We start from the raw sequence: 17,803 nt of genomic DNA, 5'->3' as shown, positions 1-17,803 counted from the left end.
TTCACAGTGCACCTCCGAGGAATGCGCCGCCGGCGAATCCCGCAGCGCCACCGACCGCGCCACCGATGACCGCGGCCGGAACGCCGAGTGCCGCAGCCCCGATGGCAGCGCCGACGCCCGCACCGATCAGTGCGCCGCCGATACCGCCGCCGACCACGTCGATCGGGGCGAGCCAGGGGGCGATCGCGATGCTTGCCGTACCGAGACCCAGGCCCACGGCCGTACCGATGGGCAGGCCGATCGCGGCACCCACGGCGCCTCCGACCAGAGCCGCGGGCACACCGGCGACGGCAGCGCCGGCGACAACGCCTGCCGCGGTGCCCGCAATCGTGCCTGCCGCGATCTTGTCCGAGCGGCTCGGGTTGACGCCGACTGAATTGAGCGTGGTGGCAAGTGCCGCTTCACCGTTGGCGGCGGTGACGTTCACGGTGTCGAGCACGTTGTCCGGTACGTCGTCCGGAACGGGCGAGGTGTAGTTGCCGAGTCGCAGGGTGCGCGGCGGCGGTGCGATCGGGGCGACCGGAGTGACGACCGTAGGGGCGTGCAGGTTGCTGAAGTCGACTGCCGGGGCCACCTCGGCATTGGGGATGGGCCGGAAGTTCGGCGGGACAACGTAGTCCGCCTTCGGGGCTGGCGGGGTGGTCACGCCGGGCTGGATGGGGCCGTGCTGCTGGGCGGCCGGCTGGTCGCGGGGCGGGGTGGCGACACCCGGCTGGACCGTGATGGCGGGCTGCTGGGCGATCGGGCCGTTGGGCGCGGTCGGAGCGTTCGGGGCCACGCCGGGAGCGGGCGGGGCCGCGTGGTCGGCGGGCGGGGTCGCCGGGGCAGCCGGAGTGTTCGGTGCCGTGGTGTTGCCGCTGGCGATGGGCGCTGTGGTCGGGGTGACCGCGCTCTGCTGTTCGGTCGCGTTGGAGCAGGCGACGGCCAGAGCCAGCGGGATCGCTCCCAGCACGAGGGCGCGTCGGGGCGCGCCGGTTTTCAGTTCTCGATGCCGACGACCCACGTCGAAACACCACCCTCATCAGATTGATTCTGTCGATCCCCCGGACCACAGCGGGTCCCTTTGAGCAGGGATGTTAGCTGATGGGACGCTACACAACTCAAGTCGATGTGAGATGGTGCACATTTCTCCACGCTGGAGCTGCCTGTCCCGCAAAGGCGCTGATCGAAGGCGAAATTATGCCGTCGCTGCGGATAGCCGTCGCGATTGCTGATTGGTCACTGGTGTGAGAAGGCGCTCACGCCAGTCGATTTCGACCAACGCGAGCGCCCCTGTCCGAGGACTCATAACCGTGATTCGTCCAGCCACCCGGCTCGGATGACTCTGTCGATCATGAAGTTTGGCGTCGGCCGACGACTCGGCCCAGATCCTTGGGTCGATTCGGGCGCGACCCGGGCCCTTCGCGCCGGATTCCGCTGTGCGTGTATCAGGCTGTGGCGCAACATTGTCCGGCTAGACGACACTTCCGATGCCGAAGCCCGCCGCGCCTCCCAGTGCGCCGCCGACGACCATGGACGGAATACCGACCACGGCCGCGCCTATGGCGGCACCGGCAATCGCGCCAACACCCATACCGATGAGCGCGCCACCGCCTGCGAATCCGGCTGCGGCTGGAACGAAGGCCCCGAGCCCCATCGCGGCTGCGGGGATCGAGGCGATGCCACCGGTGGGGATGCCGGCGACAATGCCGGCCGCAGTGGCGCCGCCGACCGTGGCGACACCGACTCCGAGGCCGATGCCCGCCCCGATTGCGGCCCCGATGCCGGCACCGATCAGGCCGCCGCCGACGAGACCAACGCCCGCGCCGACGAGACCGGCGCTGACGGCACCGATCCCGGCGCCTCCCGCGGTCAATGCGGCGATCTTGTCCGAGCGGCTCGGGTTGATGCCGACAGACTGCAGATTGGTGGCAATGGTCGCTTCGACTTGGGCTGCACCGTCGTTCACCGGATTGAGGATGTCGTCCGGCACCTCGTTCGGGGCCGGGGTGCTGAACTCGCCGATGCGGACGGTGCGTGGTGGGGGTGCGATCGGAGCGACGGGCTCGACGTATTCGGGGGCGTGCAGGTTCTGCCAGTCGACGGCCGGGGCGGGTTCGGTCTCGGCTGGGATGGCGCGCCGGTTCTCCGGGACCGCGTAGTCGGCCTGCGGGGCCGAGGGGGCGGTGGTGGTGCCGGGCTGGCGTGGGGTGGAGAGGGCTTGGTCGGGGGCCGACGGGGTGTCGGTGACGCCGGGTTGATGGGGTGCCGCGTTGGCGACGGCCGCGCAGGCGATGGCGATTGCCAGGGGCAGGGCGCCGATGGCCGGTCGGAGGGCGTGTCGGGACACGCCGGTCTTCATTTCTGCATGCCGACGGCCCACGTCGAAACACCACCCTCATCAGGATTGGAACTGGTGATCCCCGGATCTTCGGGGGTCCTGAGCAGGGATGTTAGCTGAAAGGATGCTTAACAACTCAAGTGGATGTGAGCGGTTGCATACCCGCGGAAGGCTCCAGGTGGGACAGGGAGAAATAACTGTTCAGGAGGGTTTCGTCGATACGTCCCGCTCAGCTCTCGGGTTTGCCGAAAGATGACCCTCCGCGCATGAGTTCGGCCAGCGCCTCCCGGTCGGTGACATCGAGCTTGATGCAGGCGCGATAGAGGTGCCCCTCGACGGTCCGCACCGAAACCGTGAGCCGGTCCGCGATCTGCCGGTTCGACAGGCCGGCCGCCACCAGGCTCGCGATCTCCCGCTCCCGCGAGGTGAGCGGCAGCGGTTGCGCGGATTGCCGCAGTGCCGGCGTGCTGGCCCCACCGCAGGCCGCCGCGAGACGATTCGCGGTGGCCGCGGATTCGAGCAGCCGCCGCCGATCCCCGGCCCGCTCGTGCGCGGACGCGGCCTGCGCGGCGGCGTCGGCCGCCGACAACAGCGCTCCGATCTGCTCGAATTCCGCTGCGGCGGAATCCAATCCGGGCCCGTCGTGCGCCGCGACGGCCACCGCGTGCCGGGCCTGCGCCTGCACCAGCCGCCCATCCACCCGCGCGGCCAGATCGGCCAACCGCCCCGCCACGGTCTGATCACCGAACCGCGCCGCGGCATGCAACGCGATCGCTTCGATGGCGTGCTGACGCGAACGCGCCGCCGCATCCGCCGCCCCGAGGGCGATCCGAATGGCCGGGCTCACCATGCCTTCGGCGGCCGCCTGCCACGCTTTGGCGATCTCGAGCTGCGGATCGTAGACGGCGCTGTGCCGCCCGCCCCGCTCGATGGCCGCGGCAATGGATTCGGCGGCGTCGGCGGTCCGGCCCAGTGCCGAATATGCTTCCGCCAGACGGAGTCTCGCCGGAATCATCCACGATGCGGCGCCTTCTGCGGTCAAGGCGGCGATCGCCTGCTCCAGATTGTCGATGCCCTGCGGGAATCGCCCCTGCGCCACGTCGACGGTGCCGTGCAGGATCTTGTTCATCCCCCACGCCACATACTGTCCGGGCGACGAGTACGCGTAAGGTCCACTGGCGCAATGCCTTGCGGCGTCGAAATCCCCGGTGAAGGTGAGCGCCAGGACTTCCGCGTGCTGGGACATGAACCGGTTGAGCCCGTCGATGTGCGATTCCACCGCCCGCCCGCGCTCCGCGTACTGTCGCGCGGCATCGCCACGTCCCATGAGCGCCAAGGCGAGTCCGCCGCCGAAGGCCGCCCACCACACCGCCCACGGCGGCGCGCCTTCGGTCTCCATGACGGGTTCGGCCAGCGCGAACGCTTCGTCGAGGCGGTTCTCGTGGACGGCGCACGCGGAGGCCAGCCCGTCGAGAATGATCGAGATCTTGGGGTGTTTCACCCGGCTGCGCACCGAGTCCAGCACTTCGTCGGCGCGATCCGAATCGCCCATGGACCAAAAGAGATTCGCTACGCGGGTGCCGCCCCAACGCGCCAGCTGCACCTCGTTCATCCGGTCCGGGTCGAAGGCGGCGAGCGTGCGTTCGGCCTCGATGCGATGCCCCTGCCAGAGCAGCGCGCGAGCCAGCAGGTCGGCGGCTTCGACCCCGCCGCGTCGCTCCACGGCCGCTCGCGCGAAGCGTTCTCCCAGGGGCAGATTCGCCAATCCGATGGCGTCGGCCGCTGCCGCCTCGAACAGTTCCAGATCCGCGGATTTGTCACTGTCCAAAGCCAATTCGGCCAAACGAATGCGGTCGGAGGCGGAGTTGATCCGACGTTCCTTCAGCGACGAGTACAGCCGCCCGCGCAGCCGCCGCGCCGACGCGATGCCCAGCCGCCGCCGGATAACCTCGCCGAACAGTGGATGGTTGTACCGCACCAGCAGCTGGTGGCTGTTCTCCACAATCCTTATGACGCCGCGTGATTCGGCCATCTCGACGGCTTCCTCGCCCGCGAGTTCACACAGCACGTCCAGGTCGATGGGTTCGCAGAAGGTGAGCAGTTCCAGCACCCGCAGCACGGATTCGGGCAGCTGTTCGACCCGATCCTCCAGCAGCGCAGCCAGTTCCGAGGTGACGGCGGCGCGTCCGCGCAACTGCCACACCCCGTTGACCTGCCGCAGCGTGCCCGCTTCCAGCGCACCCTCCACGAGGTGTCGCAGGAAAAGCGCGTTCCCTCCGGAGGATTCCCACATGAGGTTGGCGGTGAAGCCCTCCAGTTGTCCGCCGAGCATGGATTCCACGAGTTCGACGCTCTGCCGTTGGGTGAAGGGCGACAGGTCGATTCGCAGCAGATGCCCGTCTTTCCAGAGCGAGGTCACCGCGTCCGGCACCGGTACCCCGCTGCGTACGGTGGCGACGATGTGCGCGGCCTTGTCGATGGCCAGCTGCAGCAGCAGGGTCGCCGACAGCTGATCGAGCAGATGTGCGTCGTCGACGCCGATGATGGTGTGCCCGTCCGCGAGCAGGGCTTCGCGCGCGGCGGCCATGAAGGTCACCGGGTCGTGCGCGGTGTACACCCCCACCATGTGCGCGAACACGCCGAGCGGGATGCTGCGGGCGGATTCGGTGCCCGCGACCCATCGGATGTTCCCGCCGACGGCGGCGGTCGCCTGACGTGCGAGGGTGGTCTTGCCGACCCCCGCGTCACCGGTGAGAACCGCGCCGACGAAATCGTCGCCGGTCAGCGCCGACCGTATCGATTCGAGCTCGTTCTCGCGTTCGACCATCGGCCAATTCCGAGCCATGGTCTAACAATAGTTCTGTCACCCCTCGTGAGCAGGGGAAACGAAAGGCCCGAGACTCGGATTCGCAGAATGATTGCTACTCGTTCACCAGTCGTGGCTGTTCGTTGACCAGCCGCAGTCCGGGAGCGCGGGCGGCGCGCCGGTCCACCAGCCACACCATGACGCTCTGATCGGCGGCCGGATCCAGTGTTTCCAGCTCTACCTCGACTTCACCGCGGACGGGATGGTCGATGCGCAGCAGGGCCGACCGGAAGTCGGTGAGCCGGTGCTCCCGCCATCGGCGTGCGAACTCCGGCATTTGCTGGAGTGTCGCGATCTGGGATTCGAGCACCCGGTCGTCGATGAAGCGGGTCTGTGCGGCCCGCAGTGCCGAGACTGCGGTGTCGGCGGCATCATCCCAGTTCAGGAAGTATTTCTGGGCGTCCGGCCGAGCGAACAGATAGTAGGCGAAGTTCCCGTGCGCCGCGTCGTCGAAAAGTCCGAGTGGTTCGGCGAAATCCCGCCAGGCCGGATTCCAGGCGAGCACGTTCATCCATCGTCCGACCACGAATGCCGGTGTGGGATGCAGTGCGTCGATGACCGCGCGCAGCGTCTCGGTCACCTCTTCCCGCGCCTGGCCCGCCGACGGGCAGTTGCTCGCCTCCGCCATCCCGAGTGCCAGCCTGCCGAAGTGATGCCGTTCGATCTCGTTGAGCCGCAACGCATCCGACAGCGCGCCCAGCACGGCCATGGATGGATTGGTGTCTCGCCCCTGTTCGAGCCGAGCCAGGTAGTCCACGCTCACCCCCGCCAGTGCGGCCACCTCTTCGCGCCGCAGCCCCGGCGTGCGCCGCCGGCGCCCACTCGGCAGCCCGACGTCCTCGGGCTGCAACTGCCCGCGTCTGGCGATGAGGAACTCGGCGAATTCGGATCGTGACACTCCACCATGGTGCCCTCTCCCCGTTCTCTTATCCTCGCCCTGCCAGTGCCAGGATCAAGAAGGTGTGGTTAACCGGACTCCGGTCCACTTACCGTTCTCGCTATGACGACTTCCACCCAGAACCTGCTCGCTCCCGGCGCCTGGACCCTCGACACCAACCACTCCTCGGTCAGCTTCACCGTCAAGCACCTGGGCATCTCCAAGGTCCGCGGCCGCTTCAACCGCTTCGACACCGCCTTCGTCGTGAACGAGTCCGGCCAGGCCGCCATCGAGGCCACCATCTACTTCGACTCGTTCGACACCGGCAATGAGCACCGCGACAACCACGTCCGCAGCGCCGACATCCTCGACACCGCCAACCGCCCCCACCTCACCTTCCGCGTCCCCGAACCGGTAGCCCTCGCCGAAGAATTCGAAGTGACCGGCGAGGCCACCATCGCCGGCATCACCAAGCCCGTCACCCTCACCGTCGAATGGGGCGGCGTCCAGGTCTTCCCCCAGGACAACAAGAACCACGCCGGCTTCTTCGCCACCGGCACCATCAAGCGCAGCGACTTCGACGTAGCCCCCGGCCTCCCCAACGCCATGCTCTCCGACAAGATCGCCATCGAACTCGACATCCAACTGGTCGAACCGGAAGCCTGAACTCCGGCGTCACGGTGGGGCGGCGTCCTCGAATGCCGCCCTCTCGGCGGGGCCGGTAGCCCTGCGTCGGCCCGATCAGGTTTCGTACCGAGTCCAGACACCGGATGGGCGACCGTCGGGTTCGAAATGGTTCTCGATGCCGGTGGGGGGGTCGGCGTGCCGAAATAGGTCGGGTCTTCGGGATCGGTTTCGGAGTCCAATGATTCGAGCGACCGGCGTCGTCGTGATGACGGTCCTTACCTGTCCGGTGAGCTCTGATCGTCGAAATTGAAGTAGCTCAACCAGATAGGGTCGGTGTGCTTGCCCCGTTTGCGCATCGATTTGAGCCGGAACCTGTAATCGGCCACCTTCGGTGCCCCGTACTCGAACCAGGCAGTGACCGATGGCCAGTACGGGACCGCCGACCGGTTCTCGGTAACAAGCCACACCGGTGGATCGGGCTCGGACAGATCCGCACCGTCGATCACGTGGTACTCGTATGCCTGGTGCTCGACCAGGACCAGCATGCCGTTGGAATCCAACTGTGTTTCAGGCAGATTCGTGATGGTGGCCAGCGCATGCCGCTTCGCGGCGCCGGTAACCGTACGCACACCGAACGAGCTACCGGCGAACCACAGGCCGGGCTCGGAGCCGATCAATCGGAGGGATTCACGTACTCCGGCAGGAATGGTCGAGACGCCTTGTTCCGATGCCCAGCTGTTGATTTCGCTATCGCTCGCGCCGGCCATTCGAGCTGGGTTCAACCCCTCGGAGACCAGGCGGTCGAACACCTCGTCGACCCCCGTTGTCACGCTGGGCTCCTCGCTACTCATTCCACAACTCCTCGTGCTTCAGATTGCGAACCTCGATGCGTATTCCGGGGAAAGCTTCCTGATAGGCGACGATGACGTCCTGGCACGACCCGCAGATCTGCTCGGCCGGCGGATAGTCGCGGCCGGCGGGAAGGTCTACGACCATTCGCACATCGCCCGATATGTCATGCACCGTAAACGGAACATGCTGCCTTCCGGCGTTCGACGCCGCCGACGCGGCAGCCTCGTTGAGAAGCCGGACCGCCTCGACGATGCGGTGCCGCGCCCGCATGGCCTCACCTTCCAACCCTTGGGGGTAGCGAGGATATTCACGCATATCTTCGTAGATCTCATCGGCTATGCGCTGACGTTGCCGCAGCGTATCGCCTTCGGGGCCGTCAGGGATTTCCGGGAATCCGCGACGGTCCCATCCTGCGATCTTTCGAACCGATTTCCGGATAGCGTCATCGACGGCCTCGCGATCCAAGCCGCTCAGCTCCTCGAGATGCCGCCGGGAAAGCTCCTCCAGCAGTTTGACTTCCGAGTCGTGCAATCGTGGTTTGATGCTGGGACCGTTGCCCTCGTCGCGAGGGTTGTAGAGCGCGACCTCCTTGGATTCGAAGAGTCGATATTCTTCCTTGGGAAGTGCATGGGTCTCGTTCGCAGGAGGCCAATCGTGGCCGTCCCCGCTGTACCCGAATTCCTCACCGGCGCTGCCGGAATCCATCCGGTAAAGCAGAGTCGTGATCGTGCGTCCGTCAGGTCGTCGTACACCATCCGCTGCGGGATCGGATCCGTTGTTCAGCTCGCGAACTGCTTCGAGCCCGCTCTGACGCAGGTCCTGATTCCGGTCGACGAGGTGATCGAAGTCCGCCTCACGAGTCCGCTGATACTCCGGTGTGGAGGTATCCACTTCCGCGCCGAACTCACTTCCATCGGAATCCAGGTCGCGGTCCGCATCGGCGGTCCGATCCGGTCCTACTCCTGGAACATCCCCTGGCTCGGCCAGTGGCCGTCCTGACTCCGGCGCCAGTCCGTCCACGACACCACGTTCGCTGCCATGGGTGCTGTCGGCTGGTACGCGAGGGTGTTCTTGTCGATGGTCAGCTGGTATTCCGTGATCGGGTCCGGTTGTGCTGTCGATTCGATTCGCACCAGGTACCGGATCGTGGTCGAATCTTCCTGGAGTCGTTGGATGTTCACGCTCTGCAGGGGTGGGTAGATCTGTCTGCCGATCGGTTGGCCCGCCCGGATCGCCTCGTCGTACATCTCCCCGATCGTGAGTGGGTGCAGGCTCGGGTGCGCGGTCACCACCCCCGTGTTCTTGTTCACCACGTAATTCGCCAGGCCCAGATCCTGGTTCCGGGCGATCTGCTCGGGGGTGAGTTTCGGGCGGCACACCCAGCCGTGCTCGATCGAGATCGTCTCGAACTCCTGGCCCGGGAAGATCTCGGCCAGGTACTGCACCAGCTGGTTCGTGGTGTGGAGCGGTTCCGGCACCGTGAGGTCCTCCCTGCGGGTCGACGGTCATGAACTCCATGTGGGCCGAACGGTCGGCCAAGTATGACGGTGGCGTGTCGGAGAAACGGCTCAGTTGCGGGTCCCACCAGACCGGGCCGGACGCGTCGCGTGGGTAGACGACGACGGTGGCGTGCGCGCCGTCGATCTTCGGCGTCCCGTTCTCGTGGAAGAGCGGTTGCACGGCGGAATCGACTGCGTGCCACTGGTTGTAGACGAGGGCCGACGAACCGGGGCCCAGCTGCTCGATCCAGTTGTGCAGCGCCTGGAACTGGTCTTTGACGGGGCGGCCGTCGTTGTAGCTCTGAACCTCGCCGCCGATCCACTCGGCCGCGCGTTGCAGGCCACCACGCTCGCCACTGCGATTGTCGATGCTGCCGTCGGGCAGCCGATCCGGCCAGCGTGGGGCGGCCACCTCCGGACGGCCGTTGAACGAGGACAGGGCGGCCAGCGAGTTGTCCAGGCAGTCGTTGCTGCGTCCCGGTTGCTCCGGCCCACCGTCATTGATCAGCCTGCCGTACGGATTATCGCGCGGGTCCGCCCCGACCAGGAAACGGTTGCCGTCGCGCAACGCATCTTCCACGGCGTGCTGGTATTCCGGCTTCTCGACCTGCTGCAGTTGCTCGCGGCCGAACGAACGCGTGTCCCGCAGACCGTCGAGCGCGGCAGGAGTATTCGCCTTGGCGATGTCATTACTGAGCTGACGAATCTCCTCCGGCCCGAACCCGCTTCGGTCGGGCTCGGCGAACAGGCCGAGGTGCTCGCGCAACTGCTGCGCCATCGCGTCCGGATGGCTGTTCGGATGCCATGGGCCAGGGGCGTCGGTGACGTGGATGTTCAGGTGTGCGGTGGACGGGTCCGAGGTGTGGACCAGGTCCACCATGACCCGGTCACCGGACAGTAGGCGCTGGCCGTGGTTGAAGGCGAGGTCGGTGGCCAGTTGGGCGTGTTCCCATACGCGCGCAACGTGTTCGGGGGTGACGGTGCCGTCGAAGGTGACGTGCACCTTGATCGACGTCACCGCGATGGGGCCGCCGTGGGCGTCCGGGTGGCGGTGGAAGTCGTAGGCGGGCTTGCCGTTCGGGCTGTGGTCGATGGGCACCGGGGTGACTCGGCCGCCCTCCGGAGGCTGGGTGCGATACCACTCGCGTACCTGGCGGATCTGATTCGCCTGCCGCACCTCGTGGGGCGATACCGTGCGCGGCTGCGGTGAATTCGGGTGTGTACCAAGCCCATCCGGGTGCGCCGTGGTTCTCGCCGGCACTGCTTCAACCGGGCCACGTTCGTGCGGTGCCTGCTGCTGGGCGTGCGGGGATTGTTGAGCGGATTGCTGGTCAGGTCGCGGCGCTCGTTGCTCCGGTGCACGGGAATCCGGTTGGTGTGGTGCGTGTTCCACCGGATTCGTGCGAGGTGCAGGCTGTGGCGACTGCTCGTGCGCCGTGTGTACTGGTGACTGCGCCACCGGTGCCACGTCGGGAGCATGCGGTGCGTGCTGCGTGGGCGGCAGGTTCGTGTGCGGTGACAACGGGGCGGAATAATCCGGAACTGTCTGCACCGGAGGATTTTCCGAGCGAGGCGCGCTCGATACAGGGGCGGTGCCGTCATTCTCCGGCTGAGCGTCCTGACGTACCCGATGCGCCGTATCCGGAGCGGGCACCGGGCTATCCGGATGGCCGTCGTCCTTCGGAGCCGTGCCGTGCTCCGGCAACGACCCGGAGCCGTCCCTGTCGGTTACGAGCCGTTCGGGCGTCGCCAATTCTTCCGGTACCGCCCGATCGCGCGGTGCCTGCGAATGCGATTCGTCGGCAACGCCGCCCCGCTCGTGCGATTCGGCGAAGCGGGAATTGTTCAGGTGCGCGAAGTCCGGGTTGTGGATGGGTTCGCCGACGCGAGACGACAGGATGTTGCCGTTCGGGTCGTAGATGGTTTCGCGCGGCCAGGTTCGGTAGACGGAGTCGCCGGAAATGCCTCCGGGGGCGAGGATCTCGGCTTCCTGGTGGCCGCCGGTGTTGTAGCGGCTGTGCGCGGTGGCGTCGTGGTAGGTGGCGTCCACGTCGATGCCGTGCGGGGTGTACAGCTCGTGCATGTAGCGCATCTGGCGGTATGTGCCGTCGGGGAGTCGCTCCACCTTGCCTTCGGCGGCGAGCCGGGCGAGGTCGTTGCCGGAGAGCTGGAACTGGTCGCGCAGAACGGTGTGTTCGGCGCTGCGGGACAGGGAGACGAAACCGTCCGGCCGGCCGCTCCCGGCGTCACCCACGTGCGCGCTGATGTTCAGGTTCGCCGGATCGCGGGGCGCGAAGCCGTGCTCGAAGATTTCGGTGCCGCGCGAATCCATCCGGAACAGAGCGTTTTTCGGGTCGAGATACGCGTCGCCCGCACTCTGGTCCCGCCACATCGGCGACAGGCCGTCGCTCTCGTGATTGACCTCGATCCGGTCCGAGTCGATGGGTGAGACGGAGTTGTCGAGGGCATGCTCGGGCATCGAACGGGTCAGGCTGCCGGGCAATTCGGTATCGGGGCAGCCCGCCCGGAACGATTCCGGTTCGGCGCTGGTGTAGCGCTGCCGCTCCAGCGGATTCTCACGCAGCTGGTCGATGACCTGGTTGAGGTACTCGGCGGTGAGTTTGTCCGGAGTCGGGACCGCGTCCGGTGGCTTGGGCCAGATCGCATAGGAGCCCAATTCCAGCTTGCCGGTTTCGATGCCGCGGACGACTTCTTCGGCGGACAATCCGTGCTTGTCCGCGAACTTGTCGATGAGCTTCCGATCGTGATCGGTCAGCTCCAGTGGCTCGTGCGGGTGCTCCGGCAGGCCGGGCGCCTCGTGGCCGGTCGTGTCGTCGGGCGCGCCGGGCTCCGGCCGGGAATCGACCGGATGGCCGGTGTGGTCGTTCGAGGCAGGGGGTTCGCCGCCTTCGTCCGCGTTCCGGCTGTGCGATGCCGGGCTCTCACCGTCCCCGGTGTCTCGATCGCCTGCCGGACCACCCTCTTCGGCAGGCGTACGGACGTGTTCTGGGTTCACGCCGTGGGTGGGTTCGCCGGGCTTTCCGGTTGCCGGGGATTCCGGGCTTCTTCCGGGCTGTTCCCCTGTGCCGAAAGACTTTTCGCCGGAACGTGCTGGTGTCTCGGCGCGAGTGGCCGGCGACTGCGTTTCCGGGCGCGCCGAAGTTTCGGGCCGAGAGGTGATTTCGGGTCGTCCGACATTGTCGGCGGGCATGCGGGTCGCGCCCGCGGGCAGGTTCCGGTCCGGTGCCGGCGTACCGCCACCGTGCGTCGTGGTCGCAGCGCCAGGGGCGCGGTCGGGAGCGGTTGTCGTGGGCGCACCCGCTCCCGTGACCCCGCGGTCTCCCACCACCGGCTGACCTGCCCCGCCCTGATGCGCCGGATTGGACGCGGCGGCCACAGGTTGCCCACTCGAGGGGGAATCCGGGTGTGCGACAACAGGATTCCCGTGTCCGGCCGGAAGCGTGGAGTGCGGTGCGGAATCGACGACGGGAGCCGTGGTCGCTGCCGCGGAGACCGTAACCACGGGCTGATCGACGGCGTGCACGGTGGTGTCCTTGACCGCCGGAATGCCGTTCCCGGCCGAGGTCCCACCCTGTCCGCCTGCCTCCACCGTCGAACCGCCGTGCGGCCCAGCGGGTTTGGAAATCAGCCCGCCGCCCGCCCCGTGCGCGACGGCATGCATGTCGATCGGGTTGCCGGTGGCGGCCGCCATAGTGGTCGCGGCCGCCGCATTGCCCAGCACATTGCCGGGGACCTGGGCGGCGCCCATCGCGATAACCGAAGCGGCAGCATTGGTTTCGGCCAGCCGCGGCGTCAGGGAGATGGCCGCGCGCTCGCCCAGAGTGCCCGCGATCGAACCAGCGACCGCGCCCGCACCGGTCGAGAGGAACAACGACTGGAAGTTGAAGTCGTCGCGGGTCCCCATCCCGAACTGAATGCCCTGAACAGCCGCGTCCGTGCCGCCACCGAGTGCCGCGCCGATCAACGCCTGTTTGGCGATGAGCTCGGGCAGTGTCTGCCGCACCACCGTTCCGCTCGCTTTCGCGATGGCCGCGACGGCGGCCCGTTCGGCCGCGTAGGCCGCGCCCCGGACACCGAGCCGGGCGATCAACTGCTGCACCGCCATCCTTACGGCGAGCCGCACCGCATTGGCCGCCACCGCATCGACCGCCCACCCGACGCCGGGGATGAACGCCATCGCCACGATCGTCCCGACCGATACGTAGATGGTGAGCTTTGTGTATTCGATATCGGTGGCGCCCTGTTCGAGCTGTTTCGCGTAGCTCTCACAGTTGCCGATGATCTTCTTCAGGTCGCTGCCGTCACCGCCGACGAGCTGCTGCCAGTACGACGACATGGCGTCGCCGATCTTGCCGTCGATGGCGGCGAGCGCGGCGTTCATGGTCAGGTCGGCGGGCTGCTGAAGCTTCTCCAGCGCGTCCGCCGCATCGGACCAGTGCTGCGCCACCCGACGCATGGCGTCCTCGTCGCCCTCGGGCCAGTGCCCGATCAGGAAGTCTTGCAGCCAGCCCAGTACGCCGGGGAGCTGCGGAAACCCCAGAGTCACCGGTCTACACCTGTTTGAACTGGTCGGCGCGCTGCTGATCCTGCGTCTGCAGGGTGTTGGCGGTGGTGGCGATCTTGTCACCGGTGTTCTTCAGCGCGGTCTCCAAACCGGCCAGGACGCCGAGGAATTGGTTGATGCTGCCTTCGCCGTCGCCCTGCGGATAATGCTTTTCGAACTGCTTGCCGGGTGTATCCGAGCCCCAGCAGCGACCTTCGGCTTCGATGCCCGCCCGGAGCGCGGTCAGCGCCGTGTGCACGTCTTCGCCCAGTTGCGCGAACTGCGGCGTCACCGCGCGCAACCGGTCCGGATCGGCCCATATGCTGCCCACGCTCACACGCCCTTCTCGTTCTCGGACAACTGGTTTCGCAATTCGCGCAGGCTGGGGGCGCCCGGTACCAGTTGGTCGAGATCAGGCATGCCGTTCACGATCATCGTGATCGGCTCCAGCAGTTGGTCGCGCGCGGACCCGGCCGCCTCGACCGCGCCGTGGATGGCGGCATTCAGTTCGGCCGCAAGCTGTTTGGGGGTGCTGCGCAGAAAGGCGTCATCGGCCAGCGTCACCTCGGTGACCTGACCGGAGGCGTTCACCGTCACCCGCGCGAGGTTGTTCGGCGTTGTCGCGTGCACCTTCATCATCGCGAGTTTTCGCTGTACGTCGGCCAATTCGGCCATCTCGCGGTCGAAATCGGCCTGAATGCCGTCGAGTGCGAGGCGCAGATGCGCATTGGCCTCCCGGATCTGATCCCGTTCCCACTGCTCCATATCGGCTACCGCCCTTCCTGCGGTGTCGCGTCGGTGCGCTGGGCTTCCCGCAATTGCTGCCACCAGTCGGCGAGGTGCGGTCCTTGCAGCTCGAAGATGGTCCTGCTCTCGGGGTTGATCACCAGGTCCAGATGTTCCTGCCCGCAGACGTATTCGAGTACTTCTCGTCCGGGCACCTTCCGGCGCAGCCAAGGATTCGTGTCGTTGGGCAGGTGTCCCTCCGAGGTGTAGACCACCACCGCGGCCCGGGTCGGCGCCTGCAGGAGCGGCCAGCCGCGCTCGCCGAGGGGGTCGTCGGCAGGCAGCACGATGATCAACTCGCTGCGCAGCAGAGTGTCCATGAACTGACCGAGATTGCTGAACCCGTAGTCCATTCGCCAGATCACCAACTCGAGCCCGGTCGTGATTTCCCGCTTCGCGTACTGCGCGGTCGGCACGAAATCGGGGTTCAGCCACGTCTCGGAGATCCCGCCCGCCTCATCGGCGCGCCAGCCACCGATCACGTTCGCCGGACCGGCCGTCGCCTTGTCGGCCGTGGGATCGACGAAGTACTGCCACTTGCCGGGATTCGCTGCCGCCCAGTCGAAATCCGCCGCGGCCGGTTTCGGCAGCACCGCGACATCAGCGCCCGGATAGATGGAGATGTCCAGCTTCTGCCGCTTGGCCAAGCTACTCAGATTCATCGCCGTTCCTCTCCGTGATCAGCTGCGGCATCCGCGGGCGGGTGGTCACCGTCCACCCATATCGATCTCGATCTTCACGCCGTCCGTGCGGACCGCCGGTGCGGGCCGGCTCACCGGTTCGACCGCGGCCGGCGCCTCCACCGTGATGTCGAACGGCATCTCGCCGGTGTCGACATCCCGCCCGACAGGGGTGCGAAGGGCTTCGTCTTTTTGGTCGGATTTCGTGTCCCACAACGGTTTCGGCGGTGCGATGCTGCTGGGGCGGTGTTCGGGCTCGGCCGAGCCGCCGCCACCGCCCGCCGCGCCCATGCCACCCATGGCGGGCATCGTCCCCATAGTCATTCCGGACGAAGACGCCGCCGACGTCGACACGCTGCTCGTGGACGTATCGGCCGAGCCGCTCACACCGGCGGCCGCCGTTTCCTGCGAATTCGTCGCTGCGGGAGCGGTTTCGGTGTCCTCACCATCGGTATTCGAAGTCGCGTCGTAAGTCAGATAGGGCAACCCGTCCTTGATCCCCAACGTGTACTTCTGCGCCTTGCCATCGGCGCCGGTAAGAGTCGCCGTGAGTGCCCCAGCGGAAGTCTGCGCCAGCGACAGCGTGCTCCCACCGAGCGTGAAGCTGACCGGATTCGTCGTGGTGCCGGTACCCGTGGTTGTCGTTGCGCCAGTGGTGTTCTGGGTGGTCAGACTCTGCAAGGCGGTGCTCGCGGATTGAACCGTTTCGGCTCCCTTGCTGAGCAGGCTGGAAAGCCCGGACAGCACAGTGGACACGTTCGCAGTCGACGGATTCGTCGTCACCGGATTGCCGGTATTCGGGTTGTTCGTCACCGGGTTGCCGTCCGTCGGCGCGGTGACCACGGGATTCACTCCGGCGGCAGTCGTGTCGACCGGCGAAGTCCCTCCCGGCGATGTCCCGCCTGGTGATGTGGTTCCCGGGGACACATATCCGGGGTTGGCGGGATTTCCTTCCGGGGCGGGCGGCTGATCCATGCTGCCGACTTCGTTCAGCGCGTCGATGGCAACCTGCAGGTACTGCTCGACCGCTGTGTCGGTCGATTTGCACAGGCCGGAGTAGGCCCGGAAGTAACCCTCCGCGCTCTCGCAGAACTCCTGCCGCCACCGCTCACAAAGAGGTTGCACCGCGTTGTCGAAAACGGTCGGGCCGACGGCGCCCTTGCTGTTCGTTTCGCTACCGCGGAGGCTGGTGCTGTACCGCGGAAGGGTGACCGGGCCGAAGATTCCCGATTCTGCGAGCGCCTTGATCCGCTCCCGGGCATCGTCACCGATACCTCGGCGGGCGGCGTAGAGGATGATCAGCGATACGTCGTCGTTGTTGCTGGCCGCGTCGTCGCTGTTGCGATTGTTGATGCCTTCGCCGCCGCTGTCGCTGTTGGTCATGTCGACACCGTTGATTCGGTGGACTCCAGCGAGCTTCTTGAACGCGTCCGCTTTTCGCTGCACGCAGGTCTTCACCCCGTGGACAGCACCACCGATGGTGCCCGGCAAACTCGCCAGGCCCTCGTAAGCGTCATCGGACCAGGTCGACAGCTTGCCCAGCTTGGTCCGTGCGCCCTCTCCCGACTCGCCCTGCCACGCTCCACTCAGCTGCTGAGTTGCCTGCTGATGAGCGTCGCGGGCCTGGCTGATCCGCGGGAGGGTCGCCTCGATTCGCTGTCCGGCACCGAAGAGGCGGTCAACATGCATGCCGTCTTGCTTGTAATAGAGCTCGTTCATGCCGTTTGCGCTCGTCAAAGCCGGTACATCGGCGGGTGCTGCGCGCCCCGTGAGCTTGTACCGATCGCGGACCAGATTGAACCAGGTCAGACCTTCTTTGCCTTCGGTGAGGATGTCGTCGACGTCATGGTCCGGGTTGTATCGGCCGCTGATCTGCGAGTTGACATTGACGTCGAGCGCCGTGTGCTTGCCGTAACCGGCCCATAGCGCCGTCGACTCCGGCCCGCCGCCGATGGTGATCCAGGCACTCGGATCGCCCGCACCCAGACCGATTGTGGATTCGTCGACCACGATCACTTCCCGCCGATGGTCAGCTCACCGGTGCCGTTGAACGAGATACCGGCGATGTCGCCGGCGAACTGATCGTTCGTCGCCTGCACGGTGTCGGCGCTGTGCCGCAGAGCGTTCTCGAATGCCTCGCAGGCCTTGGCCCAGTTCGACACGACGGTCTGGACGTGCGTGAACCCGGTCGCGAGGGCTTTCGCCTGCGTTGCGTAGTTCCACCCGAGATCGTTGTTGGTGCCGATGCCACCCGGATTGATCATGTCCTTCCAGGACCCGGCGGCGCCCGAAAGCAGATCCTTCGCCGACTGGAACGAATCCGCTTGCTGCCGAACCCCTTCCGGGTTCATATCGAGCCAGCTCGTCGTCATTCCCGCCACCTTGCCTCGTCCTCGTCGGTCCAATCCGGGGGCAGGACGTATACCTGTCTGTTCCCCGGCTGCTGGGATACCGCGCGAGCGAGCGCATCCTGACGCAGCAGGAGGTCCCGTTCTGCGGTCGCATGCCGGTCGGGCTCATCGGATTCGGATTCATCGACGGCGAGCAGAGCCGCGCGGACCCGCTCATCGATCTCGTGAATCCGGTTTTCGAAGCGTTGGACAGCTGCCCGATGCTCTTCCTCGATGCTGTCCAAGCGAGTAGCCCAGTTCACGATGCTCACCCCCCTTTGTGCCCACGTCCCGACCTTCGGAGGCTAACCGCCACCGGTTTGCCACTCAAGTTCGTAGCTG

General features: G+C 66.7%; 13 protein-coding genes. 1 reads left to right on the top strand and 12 read right to left on the bottom strand.

Annotated elements, in window-relative coordinates:
- Position 1 precedes the first annotated feature (1 nt).
- The 4 genes from H0264_RS37705 to H0264_RS37690 all read right to left on the bottom strand — a co-directional run bounded on the left by H0264_RS37705 (position 2) and on the right by H0264_RS37690 (position 6,084).
- Entirely contained in the window at positions 2 to 1,003 is a 1,002-nt protein-coding gene (locus H0264_RS37705) for a hypothetical protein (RefSeq protein WP_181581964.1), read from the bottom strand.
- Between the two features lie 450 nt (positions 1,004 to 1,453).
- Positions 1,454 to 2,329 (bottom strand): hypothetical protein, encoded by an 876-nt coding sequence (locus tag H0264_RS37700; RefSeq protein WP_181581963.1) that lies wholly within the window; start codon positions 2,327 to 2,329, stop codon positions 1,454 to 1,456.
- A 220-nt stretch (positions 2,330 to 2,549) separates the two neighbouring features.
- Positions 2,550 to 5,165, bottom strand: coding sequence for a helix-turn-helix transcriptional regulator (locus H0264_RS37695; RefSeq protein WP_181581962.1), 2,616 nt, complete (start codon positions 5,163 to 5,165; stop codon positions 2,550 to 2,552).
- Between the two features lie 76 nt (positions 5,166 to 5,241).
- The gene (locus H0264_RS37690) at positions 5,242 to 6,084 is read right to left on the bottom strand and encodes a helix-turn-helix domain-containing protein (RefSeq protein ID WP_181581961.1); all 843 of its coding nucleotides are present in this window, start codon (positions 6,082 to 6,084) and stop codon (positions 5,242 to 5,244) included.
- A gap of 102 nt (positions 6,085 to 6,186) precedes the next feature.
- Here H0264_RS37690 and H0264_RS37685 point away from each other — a divergent pair, with 102 nt between their 5' ends.
- On the top strand, positions 6,187 to 6,729 hold the full coding sequence (locus tag H0264_RS37685) for a YceI family protein (RefSeq protein WP_181581960.1): 543 nt from the start codon (positions 6,187 to 6,189) through the stop codon (positions 6,727 to 6,729).
- 236 nt (positions 6,730 to 6,965) lie between these two features.
- On the opposite strand, the gene H0264_RS37680 is transcribed toward H0264_RS37685, so the two are convergent.
- The 8 genes from H0264_RS37680 to H0264_RS37645 are packed head-to-tail and all read right to left on the bottom strand — an operon-like array spanning position 6,966 to position 17,724.
- A complete protein-coding gene (locus tag H0264_RS37680; RefSeq protein ID WP_181581959.1) occupies positions 6,966 to 7,541 on the bottom strand; it encodes an SMI1/KNR4 family protein in 576 nt (191 codons plus the stop codon).
- Positions 7,534 to 13,608, bottom strand: coding sequence for a toxin glutamine deamidase domain-containing protein (locus H0264_RS37675; RefSeq protein ID WP_181581958.1), 6,075 nt, complete (start codon positions 13,606 to 13,608; stop codon positions 7,534 to 7,536). The genes H0264_RS37680 and H0264_RS37675 overlap by 8 nt, the downstream gene beginning before the upstream one ends.
- A gap of 4 nt (positions 13,609 to 13,612) precedes the next feature.
- Positions 13,613 to 13,936, bottom strand: a complete 324-nt coding sequence (locus H0264_RS37670; RefSeq protein WP_181581957.1) for a WXG100 family type VII secretion target — start codon at positions 13,934 to 13,936, stop codon at positions 13,613 to 13,615.
- A 2-nt stretch (positions 13,937 to 13,938) separates the two neighbouring features.
- On the bottom strand, positions 13,939 to 14,370 hold the full coding sequence (locus H0264_RS37665; RefSeq protein WP_181581956.1) for a YbaB/EbfC family nucleoid-associated protein: 432 nt from the start codon (positions 14,368 to 14,370) through the stop codon (positions 13,939 to 13,941).
- Positions 14,371 to 14,375: 5 nt separating this feature from the next.
- On the bottom strand, positions 14,376 to 15,053 hold the full coding sequence (locus H0264_RS37660) for an SseB family protein (RefSeq protein WP_181581955.1): 678 nt from the start codon (positions 15,051 to 15,053) through the stop codon (positions 14,376 to 14,378).
- A 45-nt stretch (positions 15,054 to 15,098) separates the two neighbouring features.
- Positions 15,099 to 17,087 (bottom strand): hypothetical protein, encoded by a 1,989-nt coding sequence (locus H0264_RS37655; RefSeq protein WP_181581954.1) that lies wholly within the window; start codon positions 17,085 to 17,087, stop codon positions 15,099 to 15,101.
- A complete protein-coding gene (locus H0264_RS37650) occupies positions 17,084 to 17,443 on the bottom strand; it encodes a hypothetical protein (RefSeq protein WP_181581953.1) in 360 nt (119 codons plus the stop codon). The genes H0264_RS37655 and H0264_RS37650 overlap by 4 nt, the downstream gene beginning before the upstream one ends.
- Positions 17,440 to 17,724, bottom strand: coding sequence for a hypothetical protein (locus H0264_RS37645; protein WP_181581952.1), 285 nt, complete (start codon positions 17,722 to 17,724; stop codon positions 17,440 to 17,442). The genes H0264_RS37650 and H0264_RS37645 overlap by 4 nt, the downstream gene beginning before the upstream one ends.
- Between the last annotated feature and the right edge of the window lie 79 nt (positions 17,725 to 17,803).

The sequence above is a fragment of the Nocardia huaxiensis genome (genome assembly GCF_013744875.1).
Classification (GTDB): domain Bacteria; phylum Actinomycetota; class Actinomycetes; order Mycobacteriales; family Mycobacteriaceae; genus Nocardia; species Nocardia huaxiensis.
Note: the sequence above shows the minus strand (reverse complement) of the source record. Positions and strands in the feature narration are given on the sequence as shown.